12 protein-coding genes are annotated in these 13,930 nt (G+C 69.9%); 9 read left to right on the top strand and 3 right to left on the bottom strand.

Features of this window, described 5'->3' with window-relative positions:
- Window positions 1–302: 302 nt before the first annotated feature.
- The 8 genes from ACFW16_RS35050 (at window position 303) to ACFW16_RS35015 (ending at window position 9,126) form a co-directional block, all read left to right on the top strand.
- Window positions 303–746 (top strand): hypothetical protein, encoded by a 444-nt coding sequence (locus ACFW16_RS35050; protein WP_380313741.1) that lies wholly within the window; start codon window positions 303–305, stop codon window positions 744–746.
- A gap of 227 nt (window positions 747–973) precedes the next feature.
- Window positions 974–1,762: a FadR/GntR family transcriptional regulator gene (locus ACFW16_RS35045; protein WP_380313740.1), complete on the top strand. Its 789-nt coding sequence runs from the start codon at window positions 974–976 to the stop codon at window positions 1,760–1,762.
- Window positions 1,746–2,786 (top strand): ABC transporter ATP-binding protein, encoded by a 1,041-nt coding sequence (locus tag ACFW16_RS35040; protein WP_380313739.1) that lies wholly within the window; start codon window positions 1,746–1,748, stop codon window positions 2,784–2,786. Before ACFW16_RS35045 ends, ACFW16_RS35040 begins: the two co-directional genes overlap by 17 nt.
- On the top strand, window positions 2,783–3,853 hold the full coding sequence (locus ACFW16_RS35035; protein ID WP_380313738.1) for an ABC transporter ATP-binding protein: 1,071 nt from the start codon (window positions 2,783–2,785) through the stop codon (window positions 3,851–3,853). Before ACFW16_RS35040 ends, ACFW16_RS35035 begins: the two co-directional genes overlap by 4 nt.
- Window positions 3,854–3,876: 23 nt before the next feature.
- A complete protein-coding gene (locus ACFW16_RS35030; RefSeq protein ID WP_380313737.1) occupies window positions 3,877–5,379 on the top strand; it encodes an ABC transporter substrate-binding protein in 1,503 nt (500 codons plus the stop codon).
- Window positions 5,380–5,479: 100 nt separating this feature from the next.
- A complete protein-coding gene (locus tag ACFW16_RS35025) occupies window positions 5,480–6,427 on the top strand; it encodes an ABC transporter permease (RefSeq protein WP_380313736.1) in 948 nt (315 codons plus the stop codon).
- Window positions 6,424–7,311, top strand: coding sequence for an ABC transporter permease (locus ACFW16_RS35020; RefSeq protein ID WP_380313735.1), 888 nt, complete (start codon window positions 6,424–6,426; stop codon window positions 7,309–7,311). Before ACFW16_RS35025 ends, ACFW16_RS35020 begins: the two co-directional genes overlap by 4 nt.
- A gap of 9 nt (window positions 7,312–7,320) precedes the next feature.
- A complete protein-coding gene (locus ACFW16_RS35015) occupies window positions 7,321–9,126 on the top strand; it encodes a gamma-glutamyltransferase family protein (protein WP_380313734.1) in 1,806 nt (601 codons plus the stop codon).
- 210 nt (window positions 9,127–9,336) lie between these two features.
- Here ACFW16_RS35015 and ACFW16_RS35010 read toward each other — a convergent pair whose 3' ends face one another.
- From ACFW16_RS35010 to dctA, 3 genes are all read right to left on the bottom strand, one after another.
- A complete protein-coding gene (locus ACFW16_RS35010) occupies window positions 9,337–9,984 on the bottom strand; it encodes a hypothetical protein (protein WP_380313733.1) in 648 nt (215 codons plus the stop codon).
- Between the two features lie 101 nt (window positions 9,985–10,085).
- Window positions 10,086–11,249, bottom strand: coding sequence for a mandelate racemase/muconate lactonizing enzyme family protein (locus tag ACFW16_RS35005; RefSeq protein ID WP_380313732.1), 1,164 nt, complete (start codon window positions 11,247–11,249; stop codon window positions 10,086–10,088).
- A gap of 35 nt (window positions 11,250–11,284) precedes the next feature.
- Entirely contained in the window at window positions 11,285–12,643 is a 1,359-nt protein-coding gene (gene dctA, locus ACFW16_RS35000; RefSeq protein ID WP_380313731.1) for a C4-dicarboxylate transporter DctA, read from the bottom strand.
- A 206-nt stretch (window positions 12,644–12,849) separates the two neighbouring features.
- On the opposite strand from dctA, the gene ACFW16_RS34995 reads away from it, so the two are divergent.
- Entirely contained in the window at window positions 12,850–13,737 is an 888-nt protein-coding gene (locus ACFW16_RS34995; RefSeq protein ID WP_380313730.1) for a LysR family transcriptional regulator, read from the top strand.
- The last annotated feature ends 193 nt before the right edge of the window (window positions 13,738–13,930 follow it).

Here is a 13,930-nt window from a genome sequence, read left to right as displayed (position 1 = left end):
GCCCGACGAGATCTGCGGCGAGTACGGCGCGGACACCCTGCGGCTGTACGAGATGGCCTCCCCCTACCCCCCTCCCGCGAGGGGAGGGGGGACTCATTTTGCTTGCGGCCGATGTCGTTGCGATCCTCCCAGGCGATCCAAAGGACATTCTGAAAAGGTTTCGCTTGCGGGAGAGGCAACGCAAAGAGGACGGCCGGCAAACCAGCGATGATCCCGCCGTTTGGTGCCTGCCCCCATCCGCGTGACGGGACTCGATCTCCCGGCCGGAACAGGCGATGCTTGGTCGGGACGCGAGGGACATCATGTTCGAAATCGAGTTCACGGAACCAAGTCATGCCGCTTGCGAGTGCTGCGGTGCGCCCAGTACCCGGCTGACCCGTTTCGTTACTCGGAATGGAGATGCCTTCGCGATCTATCGCGCCGTGCTGACCCACGGCCCGCGGCACCCGCGGGCAGAGATGATCGTAGGGTTGGGAGACTGGGATGAAGCCGCGTCCCCCGAGGATCGCGTTGCTTTCATCTTCCAGCTCTGGTCGGACGACAGCGAGTACAAGGTCGGGATCATCGGGCCGGAGCAGACGGCATGGCCCCAGGGAATGCTAGGCCGGCTTCTTACGCGGGAAGAGGCGCTGCGGCACCCATGGCTCCAGCACGTGTTCGACCTGAGCGACCACATCGTGGCCCATGATGCCATCCTGACGGATTATCTGGACCATCGGCCCGGTTCCGCGCCGTCGTCCCTCTAGCGTCTCGCCCCGTCACCGGTCGCGACGCAAAGCACAATCCCAATCGTGTCGCCACCCAGGAAACCATTTGCAAATTGGTTCCCTTTGCGCTTGGCTGTCCGGCAAGACGAAGCGGCGTCGCGCGTCATGATCGGTCCTCAGGACCGCTTGGCCGGGCGTCCTCAAGCTCAACAGGGACTGGCAGATGGCTCGGAGCCGGAACGGCGGACGCAGCCTTTGGGAGACCAATGGCTGAAGTGGTTTCACCCGAACCCCGCGGCGTGTCGAATTCCAGCGTGGCGCTGGAGCGGCTGCGCGCGTTGCTCGATGCCGAGGGCGACCGCGCCGAATGGCAGCTGCCGGCCGAGCGCGACCTGGCCGGGCGGATCGGCGTCGGCCGCCGCGCCGTGCGCCGGGCGCTGGAGGTGCTGGAGGCCGAGGGCCGGATCTGGCGCCACCAGGGCAAGGGCACCTTCGCCGGCCAGCGGCCGCCGGTGCAGCCGCATCTGATCGCATCCCTGGCCGACCGCACCAGCCCGCTGGAGGTGATGGAGGCCCGGCTGCAGATCGAGCCGGCGCTGGCCCGCCTCGCCGCCTTGAAGGCGTCGCCCGACAGCATCGCCGCGCTGCGCCGGATCGAGCGCAAGACCGCCGCCAGCATGGACAGCGACGGCCACGAGCTGTGGGACAGCGCCTTCCACCGCCACATCGCCGAGACCGCCGGCAACGGCCTGCTGCTGGCGCTGTTCGACTGCATCGACCGGATCCGCCAGTCGCCGTCCTGGCGCCGGCTGCGCGAGGCGGCGCGCAACCGCATCCGCCTGCGCGCCTATACCAGCCAGCATGCCGACATCGTCGCCGCCATCGCCCGGCACGACGGCGCCGCGGCCGAGGCGGCGATGCGGCGCCACCTGCTGGCGCTGCACGCCAATCTCGAGGCGGCGATGCATGGCGAGCCGGCGCCGCAGGATTCGGTGCAGGACCGGACCGTCCGCCACGGCGACAGCACGGAGGCGGCCGATGGCCTCCGTCTCTGACGCCCGCGTCGCCCGCGCCCCCACCGCTGCACCGGAGCCGGCGCGCGAGACCGTGCTGGAGGTGCAGGATTTCGCCCTGTCGCTGTCGGTCGGCGCCAACCTGGTCGAGGGCGTCTCCTTCTCCGTCGCCCGCGGCGAGACGCTGTGCATCGTCGGCGAATCCGGCTGCGGCAAGAGCATCACCGCGCTGGGGCTGATGGGGCTGCTGCCGCCGGTGGCGAGCATCACCTCCGGCAGCGCCCGGTTCGAGGGGCACGACCTGTTTCGCCTGACGGACCGCGAGCGCGCCGATTTGCGCGGCAGCCGCATGGCGATGATCTTCCAGGAGCCGATGACCAGCCTGAACCCGGCCTTCACCATCGGCGACCAGATCGCCGAGGGCATCCGCCGGCACAAGGCGGTCAGCAAGGCCGAGGCGCGCGATCGGGCGCTGGAGATGCTGCGCCGGGTGCGCATCCCGGCGCCGGAGAAGCGCCTCGACGCCTATCCGCACCAGCTGTCGGGCGGCATGCGCCAGCGCGCCATGATCGCCATGGCCCTGGCCAACGACCCGCAGCTCTTGATCGCCGACGAGCCGACCACGGCGCTGGACGTCACCATCCAGGCCCAGATCCTGGCCCTGGTCCGGCGGCTGCAGGACGAGACCGGCACCGCCATGATCCTGATCACCCATGATCTCGGCGTGGTGGCCGAGGTCGCCGACCATGTCGCGGTGATGTATGCCGGCCGCATCGTCGAATCCGGCCCGGTCGACGCCATCTTCGAGGACCCGCAGCACCCCTACACCATCGGGCTGATGGGGTCGGTGCCGTCGCTCGGCCGGCGCGAGGGGCGCCTGGCCACCATCCCGGGCACCGTGCCGCCGGCCGACCGCATGCCGCCGGGCTGCCGCTTCGCCCCGCGCTGCCCCTTCGCCGAGCCGCGCTGCACCGCCGAGACGCCGCCGGCGAAGCCGGTCGGGCCGGACCACCGCGCCGCCTGCTGGTTCGCGCCGCTGGAGCAGCATGCCGGAGACGCCGCATGACGGCTCTCCTCGAAGGCAAGGGTCTGGTCAAGCGCTTCGGCGGCGGCCGCAGCCTGTTCGGCGGGTCGCCGCTGGTGCATGCGGTCGACGGCGTGTCGCTGGCGATCCGGCCGGGCGAGACCTTCGCCGTGGTCGGCGAATCCGGCTGCGGCAAGTCGACCCTCGGCCGGCTGCTGCTGCGGCTGATCGAGCCGACCGCCGGCCGGGTGATCTATCGCGGCCGCGACCTGACGGCGCTGCCGCCGAAGCAGATGCGGGCGCTGCGGCGCGAACTGCAGATCGTGTTCCAGGACCCCTACGCCTCGCTGAACCCGCGGATGACGGTCGGCGACATCGTCGGCGAGCCGATCTGGCTGCACGGGCTGGCGCAGGGGACGGAGCGGCGCGACCGGGTGGCGGAGTTGCTGCGCATCGTCGGCCTGCTGCCGGACCATGCCGGCCGCTATCCGCATGAATTTTCCGGCGGCCAGCGCCAGCGCATCGGCATCGCCCGGGCCCTGGCCGGCCAGCCGGTGCTGATCGTCGGCGACGAGCCGGTCTCGGCGCTGGACGTCTCGATCCAGGCGCAGGTGATCAACCTGCTGGAGGAGTTGAAGGAACGCTTCGGCCTGACCCTGGTGATCGTCGCCCACGACCTGGCCGTGATCCGGCACATGAGCGACCGGGTGGCGGTGATGTATCTCGGCGAGATCGTCGAGGAGGCGCCGGTCGACGCGCTGTTCGACGCGCCCCTGCATCCCTACACCCAGGCGCTGATGCGGGCGATCCCGGTGCCCAGCCCGGCTGGGCGCCGGCCCAAGACCCTGCTGCAGGGCGACGTGCCCAGCCCGACCGCGCCGCCGCCCGGCTGCCGCTTCCACACCCGCTGCCCGCACGCCAAGCCGATCTGCTCCGAGATCCGCCCGCCCGCCGAGGAGGCGGAGCCGGGGCGCAGCGTCGCCTGCCACTTCTGGCGCGAGATCCAGGATGCCGGGGCCGGTGCCCTGGCCGCGCCGCCGACGCCGCCCAAGCTGGCGACGCGGCTCGCTCTCTACCGTGCCCGCCAAGTCCAGGCGGCCCGTCCATAAGAAACCGAACAGGAGGCTTTCTCATGCGCGCACGCCCAGTCCTCGCCCTCCTCGCCGGCCTGCTGCTCAGCGGCACGGCCTATGGCCAGACCACGCTGCGGGTCGGGCTGAACGAGGATCCCGACGTGCTGGACCCGCACCGGGCCCGCACCTTCGTCGGCCGCATCGTCTTCGCCTCGCTCTGCGACAAGCTGGTCGACATCAACCCCGAGCTCGGCTTCGTGCCGAAGCTGGCGACCAGCTGGACCTGGAGCGACGACAACCTGACCCTGACCTTCACCCTGCGCGAAGGCGCCACCTTCCAGGACGGCGAGCCGATCGACGCCGCCGCGGTGAAGGCCAATCTCGACCGCGCCCGCACCCTGCCCGACAGCCTGCGCAAGAGCGAGCTGGCCTCGGTCGCCGATGTCGTCGCGGTCGATCCGAAGACGGTGGCGGTCAAGCTGTCCCGCCCCGACGCCACGATCCTGGCCCAGCTGTCCGACCGCGCCGGCATGATGCTGGCGCCGAAGGCCTTCGCCGCCGGCGATTTCGGCCAGAAGCCCGTCTGCTCCGGCCCCTACAGCTTCGTCGAGCGGGTGCAGAACGACCGCATCGTGCTGCAGAAATACGCCGGCTACTGGGACGCCGCGAACTACAAGATCGACAAGGTGGTGTTCCAGCCGATCCCGGACACCACGGTGCGGCTGGCCAATCTGAAGGCCGGCGACCTCGACATGCTGGAGCGGCTGGCGCCGTCCGACGTCGAGGCGGTGAAGGCCGATCCGGAGCTGGTCTTCGCGCCGGTCACCGGCATCGGCTACCAGGGCATCACCATCAACACCGGCAACGGCGACCGCGCCAAGAACCCGCTGGGCCAGGACAAGCGCGTGCGCCAGGCGCTGGAGCTGGCGATCGACCGCGAGGCGATCAACCAGGTGGTCGGCGCCGGCATCTACCCGCCGGCGCAGCAGCCCTTCCCCCAGGCCAGCCCGTATTTCAGCGACAAGTTCCCGGTGCGGGCCCGCGACCTGGAAAAGGCCAAGCAGCTGCTGAAGGAGGCCGGGCACGAGCGGGTGTCGTTCGAGCTGGTGTTCGGCACCGGCACCACGGCGCAGCAGATCGCCGAGCTGATCCAGGCGATGGCGTCCGAGGCCGGCTTCGACATCAAGCTGCGCGCCACCGAGTTCGCGGCGATGATGAAGGAAGCGGCGTCGGGCAATTTCGAAGCCGAGCAGGTCGGCTGGTCCGGCCGCGTCGACCCCGACGGCAACATCCACGCCTTCGTCACCTGCAAGGGCAACCTGAACGACGGCAAGTACTGCAACGCCGAGGTCGACAAGCTGCTCGACGCCGCCCGGCAGACGCCGGACCAGGCCAAGCGCAAGGAGCTGTACGACCAGGCCCAGGCCATCCTCGAGGACGAGCTGCCGATCATCTACACCTACTATCAGCCCTGGCCGTTCGTGCTGTCGAAGAAGGTGAAGGGCTTCACCGCCTATCCCGACGGCATGATCCGCCTGAAGGGCATGAGCATCGAGGGCTGAGGATGCTGGTGCCCGGTTCCACGCGACCGCTTCCGATCGAGTCCCCCCTCCGCGGGGGGAGGGGGGACTCTGAGGGGCTTGCGTCGGGGAGCGCCCACCCATGACCCGGATCATCCTGCGCCGGCTGATGGTGGCGCTGCCGACCCTGATCCTGGTGTCGATGCTGGTCTTCGCGCTGCAGAAGCTGCTGCCGGGCGACCCGGTGCTGACCATGGCGGGGGAGGAGCGCGACCCGGCGGTGCTGGAATACCTGCGCGACAAGTACCGGCTGAACGACCCGATCCCGGTGCAGTACTTCGCCTGGATCGGCCAGGTGGTGCAGGGCGATTTCGGCATCTCGCTGCGCACCGACGCGCCGGTGACCCAGCTGATCGCCCAGAAGCTGCCGGTGACCATCCAGCTGGCCGCCATGGCCATGGTCTTCGCCCTCCTGATCGGCATCCCGGCCGGCATCATCGCCGCGGTGCGCAAGGGCACGGCGGTCGACTACGCCGCCAACGTCTTCGCCCTGTCCGGCCTGTCGATCCCCAACTTCTGGCTCGGCATCATGCTGATCCTGCTGGTGTCGGTGGAGTGGCGACTGCTGCCCGCCTCCGGCTACGTGCCGCCGTCGCAGGACCTGTGGCTCAGCCTCAAGACCATGCTGATGCCGTCCTTCGTGCTGGGCACCGCGCTGGCCGCCACGCTGATGCGGCACACCCGGTCGGCCATGCTCGGCGTGCTGCGGTCGGACTACATCCGCACCGCCCGGGCCAAGGGGCTCCTGGGCCCCGCCGTGGTGCTGAAGCACGCCTTCCGCAACGCGCTGGTGCCGATCGTCACCCTGGTGACGCTGCTGTTCGGCGAGCTCCTGGCCGGCGCGGTGCTGACCGAGCAGGTCTTCACCATCCCGGGCTTCGGCAAGCTGATCGTCGACGCCGTGTTCAACCGCGACTACGCCGTGGTCCAGGGCGTGGTGCTGTGCACCGCCATCGGCTTCATCGCCATGAACCTGCTGGCCGATGTCCTCTACATCCTGATCAACCCGCGGCTGAGGCACCCGTCATGACCGCGCCCACAGTCGTTCAAGGTGGCCTCGGCGTCGAAGCCCCCGCACGGAAGCAGCGCAGCCGCGGCCTGGCCAAGTTCGTGCGCAACCGCAGCGCGGTGGTCGGCGCGATCCTGGTGATGGGCTTCGTGCTGCTCGCCGTGCTGGCGCCGCTGATCACGCCGCAGGACCCGCTGCAGACCAGCTTCACGGCGATCCGCAAGGCGCCGTCGGCCGCGCATTGGCTGGGCACCGACGACCTCGGCCGCGACATCTACACCCGCCTCGCCTACGGCGCCCGCGCCTCGCTGATGGCCGGGGTGATCTCGGTCGCCATCGCGCTGGCCGTCGGCGTGCCCTTCGGGCTCGTGGCCGGCTATTACGGCGGGCTGGTCGACGGCGCCATCTCGCGCGCCACCGAGGCGATGCTGGCCATCCCGTTCCTGATCCTGGCGATCGCGCTGGCCGCCTTCCTCGGCCCCAGCCTGACCAACGCCATGATCGCGATCGGCCTGTCGGCGATGCCGATCTTCATCCGCCTGACCCGCGGCCAGGTGCTGAGCGTGAAGACCGAGGACTATGTCGAGGGCGCGCGCTCGATCGGCCTGCCCGACCGCTGGATCATCATCCGCTACATCCTGCCCAACGTGATGCCGCCCCTGATCGTGCAGGCGACGCTGACCATCGCCACCGCCATCATCGCCGAGGCCAGCCTGTCCTTCCTCGGCCTCGGCCAGCAGCCGCCGAGCCCGTCCTGGGGCTCGATGCTGAACACCGCCAAGAACTTCATGAGCCAGGCGCCCTGGATGTCGGTCTTCCCGGGCGGCGCGATCTTCCTGGTCGTGCTGGGCTTCAACCTGCTGGGCGACGGGCTGCGCGACGCCCTCGACCCCCGCGAAAGCTGAGAGACACGCATGTTCACCACCCGCCCCGAACTGCTCGGCACCTTCGGCATGGTCACCTCGACCCACTGGCTCGGCAGCGCCGCCGGCATGGCCATGCTGGAGCGCGGCGGCAACGCCTTCGACGCCTGCATCGCCACCGCCTTCGTGCTGCAGGTGGTGGAGCCGCATCTGGTCGGCCCGGGCGGCGACGTGCCGGTGGTGTTCCATTCGGCCACGACCGGCCGGACCGAGGTGCTGTGCGGCCAGGGCCCGGCCCCGGCCGGCGCCACCATCGCGCACTACAAGGCCGAGGGGCTGGACCTGATCCCCGGCAACGGCCTGCTCGCCACCGTGATCCCCGGCTCCTTCGGCGCCTGGATGGTGCTGCTGCGCGACTACGGCAACCTGACCGTGCGCGACGTGCTGGAGCCGGCGATCCACTATCTCGAGGGCGGCCACCCGGTGCTGCCGCGCGTCGCCGACACCATCGCCGGGCTGAAGGACTTCTTCGAGGCCGAATGGCCGACCTCCGCCGCCGTGTTCCTGCCGGGCGGGTCGGCGCCGAAGGCGAAGCAGCTGTTCCGCAACCCGGTCCTGGCCGAGACCTGGAAGCGGATCATCCGCGAGGCCGAGGCGGCGGGCGGCGACCGCGAGCGCCAGGCCGACGCGGCCTTCGCCGCCTTCTACCGCGGCTTCGTGGCCGAGGCGGTCGACCGCTTCGCCCGCAACACCGAGGTGATGGACGAGAGCGGCCGGCGCCACCGCGGCGTCATCACCGGCGACGATATGGCCGGCTGGCCGCCGCAATACGAGGCGCCGCTGACCTACGACTATCACGGCCACACCCTGGCCAAGATCCGCCCCTGGGGCCAGGGCCCGGTGTTCCTGCAGACCCTGGCCCTGCTGAAGGACATCGATCTGGCGTCGATGGGCCCGGCCAGCGCCGATTTCGTGCACACGGTGACCGAGGCGATGAAGCTCGCCTTCGCCGATCGCGAGGCCTATTACGGCGACCCGGATTTCGTCGACGTGCCGGTCGAGGCGCTCTTGTCCGACGCCTACAACGACGCCCGCCGCGGCCTGATCGGCGCTGCCGCCTCGCGCGAGCTGCGGCCGGGCCGGGTGCCCGGCTACGAGGCGCAGGTCGACCGGGTGATGGCGGCGCTGCAGCGGCTGTCCAAGGTCAGCGGCACCGCGCTGAAGGACCTGGCGGCGAACGAGCCGACCATGGCCGACATGCTGTCGGCCCGGCGCGGCGACACCGTCCACATCGACGCGGTCGACCGCTGGGGCAACATGGTGGCGGCGATGCCGTCGGGCGGCTGGCTGCAATCCTCGCCGGTGATCCCAGAGCTGGGCTTCATGCTGAACACCCGCGCCCAGATGTTCTGGCTGGAGCCGGGCCTGCCGGCCAGCCTGGAGCCGGGCAAGCGGCCGCGCACCACGCTGACCCCGTCGCTGGCCCTGCGCGACGGCAAGCCGTACCTGGCCTTCGGGTCGCCCGGCGGCGACCAGCAGGAGCAATGGCAGCTGCAGCTGTTCCTGCGCCATGTCCATCACGGGCTGAACCTGCAGGAGGCGATCGAGCAGCCGATGTTCCACACGGCGCATTTCCCGAGCTCCTTCTATCCGCGCGAGCGCAAGCCCGGCCACCTGCTGGCCGAGGAGAGCTTCGGCCCCGAGGTGCTGGCCGAGCTGCGCCGCCGCGGCCACGATCTCGAGGAGGCGCCGGAATGGACCGTCGGCCGCCTGGTCGCCGCCGCCCGCGACCCCGACGGCCTGCTGCGCGCCGCCGCCACGCCGCGGCTGATGCAGGCCTATGCGGCAGGGCGGTAGGAGCACCCAGGCCTCGACAAAGCCCCCTCACCCGGAGGCGCAAGCGCCTCCGACCTCTCCCGTGATCCCCGGGTCAAGCCCGGGGAGGAGAGGCAACATGATCCGGATTTCGTAGGTTGGGTTCGCGGCAAGCGAACCCAACAGAGGTGCGGTGGCGGGATGTTGGGTTCGCCATGCAAACCCAACCTACGCGATCGCGCCGCCCATGGCTCAGCTGCTGTCCGGCTTCGGGAGAGCCGGCACAGGCCGGCCGGTGTCGGGCTCGTCGGGTGCAGGACGCCAATCCTCCGCCGGTCGAGCGGCCACGGGGACGGCGTCGACAGGGATGTCGGGCAGGCGATCGGGCATTTCCAGGGCGGCGTCCCGGTCCCGCGGCAGCAGGGCTGCGTCCAGGTCTCGCCGATCCTCTGCCTCCTCGCCCGGCTCGAGCCGGTCCTCCAGGCATTCGCTCTCGGTCAGGGATTCGCGCGGTTCCGACCGGGGCTCACCGCCCTCCGGACCGGCAGCCGGCACGGCCTCGGCCGGCGCGACCTCGGCCGGTGCGGATTCGGCCGCCTCCTCCGCCGACGTGCGCTCCGGCGCCGCCTTCCCGGCCTTGCGGTCCTGATAAGTCTCGCGGACCCGCTGGCTCATCGCGATCGACAGCCGCACCGAACGGGCCAGGCGCACCTGCGCCAGCGCGAAATCCGGCCTGGTCGGCCCGATCGGCGTCGCCAACTGCTCCGTCGCCGTCATCCGCGCCGTGCGGAGGTGGATCTCGACCAGCTCGGCCAGCGAGCCCAGCGCCCATCGCGTCCAGGCCAGATCCTTGTCGACCGGCCGGTCTTCCGAGTCGCAATCGGGGGGCGTCATGTCCATGGAACGTATCATGAACTGATCCGACCGGTAATACTACTGCGATCGTATTTCCGGTGGCGCAACAACGGGTTGCCTCTCCCGCACGCGAGATCGTGGCCGCCCTACTCCGCCAGCGCGCGCATCACCCTGATCAGGTCGGACTTGCCCTCGAAGCCGATGCCCGGCAGGTCGGGCATGACGATGTGGCCGTCCTCGACCCGCACCCCGTCCGGGAAGCCGCCATAGGGCTGGAACAGGTCGGGGTAGCTCTCATTGCCGCCGAGGCCGAGGCCGGCGGCGATGTTCAGCGACATCTGATGCCCGCCATGCGGGATGCAGCGCGACGGCGACCAGCCGAGCTGCGCCAGCACGTCGAGGGTGCGGAGGTATTCCACCAGCCCATAGGACAGGGCGCAGTCGAACTGCAGCCAGTCGCGGTCCGGCCGCATCCCGCCATAGCGCAGCAGGTTCCGCGCGTCCTGGTGCGAGAACAGGTTCTCACCGGTCGCCATCGGCCCGGGATAGAACTCCGCCAGCGCCGCCTGCAGCGCGTAGTCCAGCGGGTCGCCGGCCTCCTCGTACCAGAACAAGGGATAGTCCCGCAGCATTTTGGCGTAGGCGATCGCGGTCTCGAGGTCGAAGCGGCCATTGGCGTCGACCGCCAGTTGCGCCTGGCCGCCGATCTCCGCCAGCACCGCCTCGATACGGCCGCGATCCTCGTCGATCGGGGCGCCGCCGATCTTCATCTTCACCACGGTGTAGCCGCGGTCGAGATAGCCGCGCATCTCCGCCCGCAGCGCCGAATTGTCCTTGCCGGGGTAGTAGTAGCCGCCCGCGGCATAGACAAACACGCGCGGGTCGGCCTCGCGGCCCTTGCGCTGCGCCAAGAGCCGGAACAGCGGCTGGCCGGCGATCTTGGCGACGGCGTCCCACACCGCCATGTCGATGGTGCCGACGGCGACCGAGCGCTCGCCGTGCCCGCCCGGCTTCTCATTCGCCATCATCGCCGCCCAGATCCGGTGCGGGTCGAGGTTCTCGCCCGCATCGTCGAGCAGGCCGGCCGGATCCGCCGCCAGGATCCGGTCGCGGAAGCGCTCGCGGATCAGCCCGCCCTGGCCGTAGCGCCCGTTCGAGTTGAAGCCGTAGCCGACGACCCGGCGGCCGTCGCGCACGACGTCGGTGACCACGGCCACCAGGCTGGCCGTCATCTTGGAGAAGTCGATATAGGCGTTGCGGATCGGGGAGGCGATCGGCTTGGTGACCTCGACGACGTCGACGATGCGCATGCTGTTCCTTTCGTGTCGCAGCGTTGGAAACGGTCTCAGCGCAGGGCGCCGGCCGCGGCCTGGATCTCTGGACTATCCGGGCGGATCTCAGGCACAGGCTCCTCGTCCGCGAGCACCCGGCCCTCGCGATGCGCCTGCATGACTTCGCGCGCCCGCACCTGGTCGAAGGCGCCGTCCCATTTGGCGATGGCGATGGTGGCGACGCCGTTGCCGATCAGGTTGGTCACCGCCCGCGCCTCGTTCATGAAGCGGTCGACCCCGAGCAGCAGGACGAGGCCGGCCACCGGCACGGTGTGGATGGTGGAGAGCGTCGCGGCAAGGGTCACGAACCCGGCCCCGGCGACGCCGGCGGATCCCTTCGAGGTCAGCAGGAACACGCCGAGCAGCAGCAGCTCGTCCCCCAGCGCCAGATGGGTGTTGGTGGCCTGGGCGACGAACAGCGCCGCCATCGTCAGGTAGATCGACGTGCCGTCGGCGTTGAAGGTGTAGCCGGTCGGCAGGACCATGCCGACGACCGTCTTCTCGCAGCCCAGGCGCTCCAGCTTCTTCAGCATCTGCGGCATCACCGCCTCGGTCGAGCAGGTGCCGAGGACGATCAGGATCTCGTCCTTGAAATAGCGAAAGAACTGGGTCAGCGGGAAGCCCGACCACCAGGCGACCGAAGCCAGGACCACGACGATGAAGACGATCGTGGTGACGTAGACGCAGACCATCAGGTAGCCGAGCGACCAGATCGTGGCGATGCCGTATTTGCCGATGGTGAAGGCCATGCCCGCACCGGCGCCGAAGGGCGCCAGGCGCATCACCATGGCGACGATCCGGAACAGCCCCTGCAGCAGCACGTCGATCAGGCCGACCAGCGGTTTGCCGCGGTCGCCGAGCTTGACCATCGCGATCCCCATCAGCACCGAGATCAGGATGATCTGCAGCATGGCGCCCTGGGCGAAGGCGTCGACGATCGTCGTCGGGATGATGTCGAGGAAGAAGGCGACGAGGCCATGGTTCCCCTGCGCCGCCTTGACGTAGCTGGAGATGGACGACGCGTCGATCTGGCCGGCGTCGATGTTCATGCCGGCGCCGGGCTGCATCACGCTGGCGACCACCAGGCCGATCAGCAGCGCCAGGGTCGAGACGATCTCAAAATAGATCAGCGCCTTGGCCCCGATCCGCCCGACATCCTTGATGTCGCTCATCTTGGCGATGCCGACGACGACGGTGCCGAAGACGATCGGCCCGAGCAGCATCTTGATCAGCTTGATGAAGCCGTCCGCGACCGGCTGCAGCGACGCGCCGATCTCCGGCCAGGCAATGCCGATCCCGGCGCCGACGACGATGCCGATCAGCACCTGGATATACAATTCGCCGAGAAGCGGTTTCCTGGTCGAAGTCCTCACCCTTGCATCCCTTCCCTGGATTTTCTGGCCGATCCTTGTCGGGAGTCAGGACATGCGCCGCCGTGTCGGCCGAACCGCCGATCCGGGAGATCGATGACTTTCCGGAGCCGGAGACGACGGCGTTGTCCTGCCCCGAGGAGTACGACTCGACGGCCGGTACCGCCAATGCCAATGTCGGGATTGCTTATAAGGGATCGGCATAACCGATGGATCTGAACTGGCTGGAGGACTATCTGGCGCTGGCGGAGACGCTGAGCTTCTCCCGCGGCGCCGCGCGGCGCCATGTCACCCAGCCGGCCTTCAGCCGCCGGATCCGCGCGCTGGAGGACTGGGTCGGCGCGCCACTGTTCCTGCGCACCACCCACCAGGTCGCGCTGACCCCGGCCGGCGTGCAGTTCCAGGCCCAGGCCGAGATCCTGGTGCGGGCCCTGCACCAGCTGCGCCGAGACACGCTGGAGGCCGCGCGGAAGGGCGCGCCGCCCCTGTCGATCGCGGCCACCCACGCCCTGTCCTTCACCTTCTTCCCGAGATGGATCCGCCGGACCGACGCCGCGGCCCGCCTGGGCAGCCTCAACCTGGTCTCGGACAGCCTGCAGGCCTGCGAGCCGATGATGATCCGCGGCGAGGTGAGCTTCCTGCTGTGCCACTTCCATCCGGGCATGGCCACGCGCCTCGACGGGCGTCCGTTCCGGAGCATCGTGGTCGGGCACGACGTGCTGGTGCCGCTCAGCGCGCCCGACGGCGAAGGGGCGCCGCGCTGGTCGCTCTCGGGTGCGGCGCCGCCGCGCTATCTCGGCTACAGCGACCAGTCGGGGCTCGGCCGGATCCTGGCGGGGGCCCGGGAGGCGGCGGGAGGCGCGCCGGCGCTGCAGCCGGTCTTCACCTCGCATCTCGCCGCCACGCTGCAATCCATGGCCCGGAACGGGGACGGCCTCGCCTGGCTGCCGCAGACCCTGGCGGAGGAGGACATCGCCGGCGGCCTGCTGGTCGAGGCCGGCGGCCCTGAGCACCACGTGCCGATCGAGATCCGGCTGTTCCGCCCCGCCTCGCGCCAGGGCGAGGCCGCCGAGGCCTTCTGGGCGGCTGTCGCCTAGGGCCGGGATGAGTTCAAGCGAGATCGGTTGTCCCGATTGCGCCGGTGAGTTGTTGCCTCTCCCGCAGGCGAGATCTTTTCAGAATAGTTTTCGCTTCGTCCCAGAAGTTCGCAACCGATATCAGCCGAAAGCTAAATGAGTCCCCCCTCCCCTCGCGGGAGGGGGTTAGGGGGAGGGGGTTTCCGACGCCAAA

The sequence above is a fragment of the Inquilinus sp. NPDC058860 genome, assembly GCF_042743185.1.
GTDB lineage: Bacteria > Pseudomonadota > Alphaproteobacteria > DSM-16000 > Inquilinaceae > Inquilinus.
Note: the sequence above shows the minus strand (reverse complement) of the source record. Positions and strands in the feature narration are given on the sequence as shown.